Origin of the sequence: Psychrobacter sp. TB20-MNA-CIBAN-0197 (assembly GCF_040309765.1) — a bacterium.
In the GTDB taxonomy this organism is placed as follows: Bacteria; Pseudomonadota; Gammaproteobacteria; order Pseudomonadales; family Moraxellaceae; genus Psychrobacter; species Psychrobacter submarinus.
Genome location: NZ_JBEOPC010000447.1, coordinates 1 through 279, shown reverse-complemented (window position 1 = coordinate 279; position 279 = coordinate 1). Strand labels below are relative to the sequence as shown.

Annotated in this window: 1 protein-coding gene; it reads left to right on the top strand. The window is 64.9% G+C overall.

The genetic code is table 11. The annotated features are described in order from the left end of the window. A partial coding sequence (locus AAEY83_RS14435; protein WP_502945184.1) for a hypothetical protein occupies positions 1-223 on the top strand: 223 nt, incomplete at its 5' end. Between the last annotated feature and the right edge of the window lie 56 nt (positions 224-279).

Below are 279 nucleotides of genomic sequence, written 5' to 3'. Positions count from 1 at the left end.
GAGCCTGGCGGCGGAAATGCGCCAGCGCGGCGCCCGGGTCTTGCTCGCCGCGCCAGATGACGTCAACGAACGCGACCTGACCTTGACCCGCGCCGAACACCCGGCCCTCGACCCGATTCTGGCGATCCAGAGCTTTTACGTGATGGCCGCAGGCCTGGCCGTGGCGCGGGGCATGGACCCGGATCAGCCGCGCCATTTGAGCAAAGTGACCCGCACGCATTAAGTCCGACTGACTGCACATCTGATGAGACCCAGCCATGCCCGACAACAATAAAGAGC